We start from the raw sequence: 425 nt of genomic DNA, 5'->3' as shown, positions 1-425 counted from the left end.
GTCTTCATCGCCGTGGCGGCAGTGGTCGAGCCCTGGGCCTTCGGCATCACGCCGCTGCCGGTTGCGGCCTCGGGCACCGTCAACACGCCCGAAGGCGCGATGGTCGTGGACGGCTTCCTGCGCTATGCAATCCCCGCGGGCAACCGGCTGGAGCTGTTCCTGGGGGCGGCCATCGGCGCGATCACCTTCAGCGGCTCGGTCATCGCCTTCGGCAAGCTCTCGGGCAAGTACAAGTTCCGCCTGTTCCAGGGTGCTCCGGTGCAGTTCAAGGGCCAGCACATGCTCAACCTGGTGCTGGGGCTGCTGACCATCGCCCTGGGCCTGGTCTACATGGCCACCGAGAGCTGGGCGGCCTTCCTGGCGATGCTGATCCTCGCCTTCGTGATGGGCGTGCTCATCATCATCCCGATCGGCGGGGCGGACAT

At 67.1% G+C, this 425-nt stretch carries 1 protein-coding gene; it reads left to right on the top strand.

The genetic code is table 11. The features are described 5' to 3' along the window. On the top strand, positions 1 to 425 hold a 425-nt coding region (locus AC1DEK_RS30165; RefSeq protein WP_478128995.1), incomplete at both ends, for an NAD(P)(+) transhydrogenase (Re/Si-specific) subunit beta.

The sequence above is a fragment of the Variovorax sp. 10N420 genome (genome assembly GCF_056394705.1).
Note: the sequence above shows the minus strand (reverse complement) of the source record. Positions and strands in the feature narration are given on the sequence as shown.